Here is an 8,474-nt window from a genome sequence, read left to right on the forward strand (position 1 = left end):
AAAAAAGGTTTTGTAGAAAAGTTTTATGCAGGCTTTAACGGCAGCTTTAACTTTATTACTAACAGGTATGTTGGCGGATTAAAAGTGCTTATCAAAAACAAATGGGTAAGCATGGCCGGCCTTGCGGTAGTAGTAGTTGTTACCGTATTTATGGTGACCAAAACAAAAACGGGCTTTATCCCTACCGAAGATCAGGGCTTTGTGGCCATAGCGGTGTCAACCCCATCAGGTACTTCATTAAGCGGTACTAACAAGATCTTTAAACAAGCCGAAGAACAGTTGAAAACCTTACCATCAGCAAGGTTCGTTACTGCCTTATCTGGTTTCAACTTCTTAACACAGTCAAGCAGCCCGTCTGCGGGTGTTATCTTCCTGTTGTTAAAGCCTACCGACGAACGCGGCAAGGTTAAAAACATCGATGAGATCCAAAATATCGTAAGGGGAAAATTAGGTGCCGTAACGGGTGGTACATTCTTCGTATTCAGTTTCCCAACCGTTCCGGGATTTAGCAATGTGGAAGCATTGGATGTGATGCTACAGGACAGGACTAACGGTAAACTGGATAAGTTTAGCGGTATTGCCAATAACTTTATTGCCAAGCTAATGCAGAAACCGGCTGTTGCTTATGCCTTTACATCATACAAAGCCGATTACCCTCAATTACAATTAGAAATTGACGACGAAAAGGCTAACCAGCTTGGTGTAAATGTTAAGGATATCTTATCAACCATGCAGGCTTATTTTGGTACCGCACAGGCTTCAGACTTTAACCGCTTTGGTAAATACTACCGTGTGGTTGTACAGGCTGATGTTGCAGACCGTACCGATCCGAAAACTATTGACCGCGTATTTGTAAAAAACAAAGCAGGCGAAACCGTACCTATCAATACCCTGGTTAAACTAACCCGTGTGTATGGTTCAGAAACCGCCTCACGTTATAACCTGTTCAACTCTATTGAGGTGAATGCCATCCCTAAACCGGGTTACAGTTCGGGTGATGCCATCAAGGCTATACAGGAAACGGCAAAAGAAGAGCTTCCGCAAGGTTTTGCATACGAGTTCTCTGGCCAAACCCGTGAAGAGATCTCATCAGGTGGTCAGTCTACCGTTGTGTTCCTGTTATGTTTGGTGTTTGTATACTTCCTGCTATCGGCACAGTATGAGAGTTATATCCTGCCATTGGCGGTTATCCTTTCTATCCCTACAGGTATATTCGGTGTATTTGCTGTACTAGGCATAACCGGTATCGAAAACAACATCTATGTACAGGTAGCACTGATCATGCTCATCGGTTTGCTGGCTAAGAATGCCATCCTTATCGTAGAGTTCGCGGTACAGAAACGAAAGGCCGGCTTAACCCTGGTTGATGCAGCTATTGAGGCAGCAAGACTAAGGATACGCCCAATTGTGATGACATCGCTGGCTTTCGTATTTGGTTTGTTCCCGATGAGTATTGCAACCGGCCCTTCTGCACAGGGTAACCACTCTATTAGTATTGGTGCCGCCGGCGGTATGGTGTCTGGAGTAATATTGGGATTATTGATCATCCCGGTACTGTTTGTGATCTTCCAGCACTTGCAGGAAAAAGTTACAGGCGTACCACTTTCAAGGCACCTTGATAAAAATTACAACCCGGATGCTAAAGCAGTTGAAGCAATAGAAGCACACTAAGAATTTTAACTCACCCGGTCGTTGCTTCGCTCGACCACCCTCTCTGCTTCGCAAAGAGGGTTGAAAAAACTGGCTCTTCACCCTCTTTGCGAAGCAGAGAGGGTCGGCCAGCGAAGCGTAACCGGGGTGAGCAGATCACCACTTAGTTGAACAACATTAATAAAGACAAAACACAATGAAAAAACATATAAACACATTCGCTTTTATGCTGCTACTGGCTTTAAGCGCATGTAAAGTTTCAAAAGATATTGAAACGCCTAAACCCGCGCTGCCTGTAACCTTTAGGGATGCAGCGCAAACCACCGATACCACCAGTATTGCCGATATACAATGGAAAAACTTTTTTACCGAACCTACCCTGCAAAAACTAATTGATAGCGCCATAGCCAACAATTACGATATGCAGATAGCGGTGAAAAACATCGAATCATCGGAGTTACTGTTTAAACAGGTTAAATGGAATTATTCCCCACAGGTAAACCTAAACGTGACTGCAAATACCAGTCGCCCTTCAGACAATAGTTTGAATGGCTTAAGCCTGAGCACGTTTGGTGTGGGATCCAAGCATATTGAAGACTACTCTGCTAACCTTGGCCTTTCATGGGAGGCTGATATCTGGGGTAAGATCCGTAACCAAAGCAAAACTGCTTTGGCCCAATACCTGCAAACTACCGAAGCTAAAAAAGCTATCCAAACCAATATAGTAGCCGGTGTATCGCAAGGTTATTATAACCTGCTGATGCTTGATGAGCAGTTAACCATCGCCCAGAAAAACGTAAAACTAAACGATAGTACCCTGCGTATTATCCGTTTACAATACGATGCCGGGCAGGTAACCTCATTGGCCGTACAGCAAGCCGAGGCACAACGCCTGGCTGCAGCACAGTTGGTACCACAGTTTGAGCAGAACATCACCATACAGGAAAACGCTTTACGTATCCTTACCGGCGCACTGCCCGACAAGATAGAACGCAGCAATACTTTAAGTAACCTGCAAATTGCCGATAACCTGCCATCAGGTTTACCATCAGCAATTGTTAGCCGCCGCCCGGATGTAAAAACAGCCGAACTGGCCCTTAACATAGCCAATGCGCAGGTGGGTATTGCCAAAGCAAACATGTACCCATCATTAACCATTTCGGCTACGGGTGGTGTAAACTCATTTAAAGCAAGCAATTGGTTCAATATCCCGGCATCATTATTTGGTACTGTTGCAGGTGGTATTACACAGCCATTGTTTAACAAAAAAAGGTTAAAAACACAATATGAGGTTGCCAAGATTGATCGGGAAAAAACCGTGCTGCAGTTCCGTCAATCGGTATTAAATGCAGTGGGTGAGGTATCTGATGCTTTGGTTACTATCGAAAAACTGAAAGAACAACAGTTAGTTGCCGCTAACAGGGTTACTACTTTACAACAGGCTACTGGTAATGCCAACCTATTGTTTAGAAACGGCATGGCTACTTACCTGGAGGTAATTACCGCACAGGGTAACGTACTGCAAAGCGAACTGGAACTGGCTTCCATAAAACGTGCGCAACTCAGCGCTGTATCTAACCTGTACCGCTCATTAGGCGGTGGTTGGAGATAAGAAAAAGGATGAGTGATGAGTGATAGCCGCTCCTTCGATTTATCGGAGGGCGGCTTTTTTTTATGATGTTAAACCGTCTGTAGCTATTATCGCTATAGCCAGAAACACTATCGTAACCGCTAATCCTATCAAGCTAATTAATACCACCCTGCCCCAACCAAAAAAGCCCTCACCCGTTGTGGCATGAGCAGTAATTTGAGCGCCCTGAAAGTGTTGGGTCAAATAATAGGCTATCCAACAGTAAGCTATAGGGATAACATAATTAGGGATGTGGGCCGTTTCGGGTATTAAAAAAACACCACCAAATATTACTATGGTAGCAGCAATGGCGTAGATCCACGCGGCTTTTGCTTTACCATAATCGCCAAAAACTTTGTAATTCTCGGCTATAAAATAACCGGCAATAAGCGGCCCTCCTAAAAATGTGCCTAACCTAACATGATTGGCATTGTATATTGGTGCAACTAAAGTTACCTGCTGAATTTGTTGCTCTTCCTGAAATTCCATTTTTGATCGTTGATTTAAGTGTTATAAATCTATAAAAAATACAACCATTTAGAGCATCATAACTATTACACTTTATCACCCTTATTATTCAAATCAGCAAACTTTTTACCACGAATAACCATTTTCATCCGGCGGCGTTTCAGCGAGATCTTTACATGCAGGTTCTGGTTTTTATCAATATTGGTTTGATAAGCCCCGATGATATCTTTGTAAGTAAGCACACCTATCACCTTTCCATCTGTAGATGCTGATAGTATCGGCAGTATCTCGGCATTTGTTTTCGACATGCTTTGCACCGCATGATGGAGCGTATCCGTGCTCTTAATAACCGGCCCGGTTTCATTTACGGCAATATCGCTAACGTTGGTGCTTTCATCATTGTTGGCATGATACAGATCGGTTATTTTTACCGTGCCGCTATAATTGTTAGCGTTATCAACTAATATAAAGTAGTTGTCGGTTAACTTGTTTTTACTTAACCAGGTCTTTATCTCTTTAATCGTATTATTGGTATTCAGCACAATAGCGCCATCATTTATCACATCAGATACAAACATTTTTTGCAGGATATCCGGCTCAAATGAATCGGGTGTTGAGACTCCGCGCCGGGCAATTTTCTCCGTCATAATGGTGTTCTCCATCAAAAAGAAAGATACGATGTAAGCCGCTGTGCAAGCGCCTAACAAAGGCAGCAAGGCGTGCGATTGCAGGGTAGCCTCCAGCGCGAACACAATACTGGTGATAAAAGCCCGTGACGCACCCGCAAACATAGCCGACATGCCAATCAACGCCGCCATGGGCAGGGTGATGCCCGCATCGGGGAAAAATTGGATAATTAACGAGCCTATGATTGCCCCGCTTGCACCGCCAATAGTTAGTAAAGGCGCCAGCGTACCGCCCGATGTACCGCTGCCCAAAGCAATAGCCCACGACAAGAATTTGAATAGACACAATGTAACGATCAGTTGCAGCGGCCACGAGCCGGATAAGATACCGGTGATGTTATCATACCCAACACCCAGCGAATGCGGCGCAAAGTAGCCTATAATACCAACTGCCAACCCGCCAATGGCCGGCCACCACATCCAATGGATAGGCAGTTTTTCAAAAGCATCCTCAATGGCGTAAACTATTTTAGTGATACCAACCGATAACAATCCTAGTATGATCCCCATAAAGCTATAAATACCCAGCGCCAGGTTTGACGGAGTAGCCAGATCAGGCATGGGGAAGACCGGCCCCGACTCAAACAGCAGATGATGCCCTGCTGCACCCGTGATACAGGCCAGTGCTACAGGCAATATCGATTTTGGCGAAAACTCGAACAGCAAAAGTTCGATAGCCAAAAAAATGGCAGCTATAGGCGTACCAAATATGGCCGACATACCCGCGGTTGCCCCTGCTGCTAAGATGATCTTCCGTTCGTTGGCGGTTACTTTAAACAATTGACCCAGGGTTGACCCCAAAGCGCCGCCTGTAGCAATAATTGGTCCTTCGGCCCCAAACGGGCCGCCGGTACCTATCGCGATAGCCGATGATATGGGTTTTAAAAAGGTGATGGAGGGTTTGATGTTACTCTCGTTAACCAATATTTGCTCCATAGCCTCGGGTATGCCGTGGCCACGGATAGCTTTTGAGCCATATAGGGCCATAAACCCTACAATTATACCACCAATTGCCGGTATAACTATAACCCATAAGCCGAGGTGGCTGGCAGCCGGACTGTGGAAGGCTAAACTTAAATTGCCATAAAAGGCAATATTGGTTACCAGGTTAATAAGCGACACCAATACTTTGGCTATTAAACTAATAAACGCGGCAACAGCTACAGCATAGATACAGATCCGCAGAAGCCGGGCTTTAAAAAAGGTTGATTTATTTACGGGGTCGGTGTCATTATCTAACTGGGTTAGTAGTGGGGAAATGGGGATGCCATTTTTAAGATCGCTTTTTTTCATAACAGATGTACACTGGTGTAAACCCTTATTGCCTTTGCAATGTAAAATAACAGGGTAACACTAAAACAATTTATATTTATATTGCTTAAACAATATATTTGCAAATATATAAGTTATATTTATAATCTAAAACATTGCTAATACAACATTATGAAAACTTCAGGTAAAGTACTTATCGTCATCGGCATCATTATTATCATCATCGGTTATTTCACAACCCGTAACTTAAATACCGTAAGCGCGGTCGATTCGCATTCGTGGACCATTAATATCAACGGCATCAACTCAATTCAATGGGTTATGTACACCGGTTTTATTATTTTTATGGTTGGCGTATGTTTTATTATTGGTACCTTAGAACAAAGGCATCAGCGCGTGAATTAACCGGTAACACTTATTTTGTTGCAAGATGGGTTTAATAAAAAGAGTTGAAAACTGGGGCGACAGGCACCACCCTGCCGCTCTGGACGTAATGCGGATCTTATTAGGCATATTTCTTTTTTTAAAAGGCTACTCCTTTATGCACAACATGGCTTACCTAAGGTGGACCATTGAAGACCAGCGCCTCATAGACCTATCGCCTTTTATGCTACAGGTTGTAATGCACTATGTGATTTTTATACACCTGGCCGGGGGCATCCTGATCACTTTAGGCCTGCTTACCCGTTTATCATCTATACTGCAATTGCCTGTAGTTATTTCGGCAATATTCTTCATCAACATATTCAAATCTGAACCCAATAACGATCTGTGGCTGTCTATTTTTGCCTGCGTGTTACTTGTTGTTTTCGCGTTTGTTGGTTCCGGACCGCTATCGCTTAACAACATACTATCATGGCCCGAACAAAAGAAGGCTAAAGGTTAATACGGCCTGCCTTAAAACCCGTGTACTTTGCTAATATTGCAGCTGCAACATTTCATACCAAATGAAGGAAACTAAAGATGCCTGTAATTTAAACAATTGCTTTTTGTGTACCCATAGCATTAAAGGCTGGCTCCCGGCCATTGGAGTGCATAAAAAAAACTTTACCGTAAAAAAAGGCGAAAGTATTTTTAAAGAGGGAGACCCGTTTAAAGGAATTTATTTTGTTTACACCGGCAAATTTAAAGTGCATACACGCTGGAACAACGACAAAGAATTCATCATCCGTTTTGCAAAACCGGGTGATATACTGGGCCACATGGGTTTAGGCAATAACCCTGTTTATCCTGCATCAACCACCGCTTTAGAACCTGCCACTCTTTGTTACATCGATCTGGATTTTTTTGAATCGACATTGAACGTGAACCATAAGTTTACAAATGCGTTAATGAGGTTTTTTGCCGATGAGCTGCAAAAATCGGAAAAGCGGATGCGTAACCTGGTACACATGCCGGTTAAAGAACGCATTGCCCTTGCCATGCTTAACCTCAAAAAGATGTTTGGTGTAGATGCTGCTGACGCCATAAATATAGAACTTACCCGGCAGGACCTCTCCAGCTATGCTGCCGTATCCTACGAAACCTGGTTTAAGGTAACCCAGGATTTTATACAGGAAAACCTGATAGCAGTAACCGGTAAAAGCATCACCCTACAAAACGAAGCCGCATTACAAAAGTTGGTCGATGATGCAAACGAAGGGTTTGAATAGGTAACTTTTCATTTTAAAAAAATCCCTATAAATTCCCGATATTCGTACCAAATACCTACCACTATGAAAACAGACTACGGCACCTTATCGCAAACCATTAACGGGTTAAAAGCAGAAGGCTACACCCGCGATTTTAATATACAGCAAGATAGCCTGGTTTGCCAGGAAACAAAAGCTGAACTATCTCCCGATGAATTTGAAATAGATGGTGTTTTCCGTTTCGAAGGAGAATCAAACCCGGATGACGAAGCTGTGCTTTACGCCATATCATCAACCAAAGACGGCTCAAAAGGCGTACTGGTAAATGGTTATGGTATATCAGCAGATGATGCATCGGCAGAGTTGGTGAAAAAACTGAATACACATTCGTAATACTATTTTTTGGGATTGTCATACTGAGCTTATCGAAGGATTTACAAAGCGGCGAATGGTTCGACAGGCTCACCATGACATTCTCTTTGGTTATCAGTTAAATCATTGACGTCTTTGCGTCTTTGAGTGAGATTAAATTTCATACTCAATAAAACCCAAAATATCAACAACACCCACAAATAATATTCAATTATTATTCGTTCTAAATTGCTAAAAATGTGCAATTTATATACTTAAACATTTGTATAGTACTTAAACTTGCACTATGGATAATTTTATGGCCGCCAGGTCGCAAATGGCATTGTCCCTGGGCTTTCACATCATATTTTCGTGCATCGGCATGGTTATGCCGTTCTTTATGGCAGTGTCGCACTTTTTATGGCTGCGCACAGGTAACCCCGTTTATCAAAATATAACTAAAGCCTGGAGCAAAGGCGTGGCTATTTTCTTTGCCACAGGCGCGGTGTCAGGTACTGTATTATCCTTTGAGCTTGGGCTGCTTTGGCCAACTTTTATGAAACATGCCGGGCCTATCTTCGGGATGCCGTTTTCACTGGAAGGCACAGCTTTCTTTATCGAAGCTATAGCCCTTGGTTTTTTCCTTTACGGGTGGAACAGGTTTAACCGCTGGTTTCATTGGTTTACGGGCGTTGTGGTAGGTATCAGCGGCTTATTATCGGGCATATTGGTAGTAGCTGCTAACGCTTGGATGAACAGCCCCACCGGCTTTGACCTTGTTGATGG

General features: G+C 43.4%; 9 protein-coding genes. 7 read left to right on the forward strand and 2 right to left on the reverse strand.

Annotated features, from left to right (window positions below):
* Together WC615_RS21430 and WC615_RS21435 are read left to right on the forward strand one after the other, a co-directional pair.
* On the forward strand, positions 1 to 1,671 hold a 1,671-nt coding region (locus tag WC615_RS21430), incomplete at its 5' end, for an efflux RND transporter permease subunit (protein WP_372980095.1).
* 175 nt (positions 1,672 to 1,846) lie between these two features.
* The gene (locus WC615_RS21435) at positions 1,847 to 3,262 is read left to right on the forward strand and encodes a TolC family protein (RefSeq protein WP_372980096.1); all 1,416 of its coding nucleotides are present in this window, start codon (positions 1,847 to 1,849) and stop codon (positions 3,260 to 3,262) included.
* A 60-nt stretch (positions 3,263 to 3,322) separates the two neighbouring features.
* Here the strand turns inward: WC615_RS21435 and WC615_RS21440 are convergent, their stop codons facing one another.
* Positions 3,323 to 3,769, reverse strand: coding sequence for a hypothetical protein (locus tag WC615_RS21440; RefSeq protein ID WP_372980097.1), 447 nt, complete (start codon positions 3,767 to 3,769; stop codon positions 3,323 to 3,325).
* A 65-nt stretch (positions 3,770 to 3,834) separates the two neighbouring features.
* A complete protein-coding gene (locus tag WC615_RS21445) occupies positions 3,835 to 5,727 on the reverse strand; it encodes a chloride channel protein (RefSeq protein ID WP_372980098.1) in 1,893 nt (630 codons plus the stop codon).
* A gap of 150 nt (positions 5,728 to 5,877) precedes the next feature.
* Between WC615_RS21445 and WC615_RS21450 the strand changes: the two genes are divergently transcribed.
* From WC615_RS21450 to WC615_RS21470, 5 genes are all read left to right on the forward strand, one after another.
* Entirely contained in the window at positions 5,878 to 6,111 is a 234-nt protein-coding gene (locus WC615_RS21450) for a hypothetical protein (protein ID WP_067063780.1), read from the forward strand.
* Between the two features lie 25 nt (positions 6,112 to 6,136).
* On the forward strand, positions 6,137 to 6,592 hold the full coding sequence (locus WC615_RS21455; RefSeq protein ID WP_372980099.1) for a DoxX family protein: 456 nt from the start codon (positions 6,137 to 6,139) through the stop codon (positions 6,590 to 6,592).
* A 61-nt stretch (positions 6,593 to 6,653) separates the two neighbouring features.
* Positions 6,654 to 7,358, forward strand: coding sequence for a Crp/Fnr family transcriptional regulator (locus tag WC615_RS21460; protein WP_372980100.1), 705 nt, complete (start codon positions 6,654 to 6,656; stop codon positions 7,356 to 7,358).
* Between the two features lie 63 nt (positions 7,359 to 7,421).
* Positions 7,422 to 7,730 carry a phosphoribosylpyrophosphate synthetase gene (locus tag WC615_RS21465; RefSeq protein WP_372980101.1) on the forward strand — a complete coding sequence of 103 codons (309 nt, stop codon included), beginning with the start codon at positions 7,422 to 7,424 and terminating at the stop codon, positions 7,728 to 7,730.
* Between the two features lie 265 nt (positions 7,731 to 7,995).
* Positions 7,996 to 8,474: cytochrome ubiquinol oxidase subunit I (locus WC615_RS21470; protein WP_372980102.1), on the forward strand; the 479-nt coding region annotated here is incomplete at its 3' end.

It is taken from the genome of Mucilaginibacter sp., assembly GCF_041663085.1.
Taxonomy (GTDB): domain Bacteria; phylum Bacteroidota; class Bacteroidia; order Sphingobacteriales; family Sphingobacteriaceae; genus Mucilaginibacter.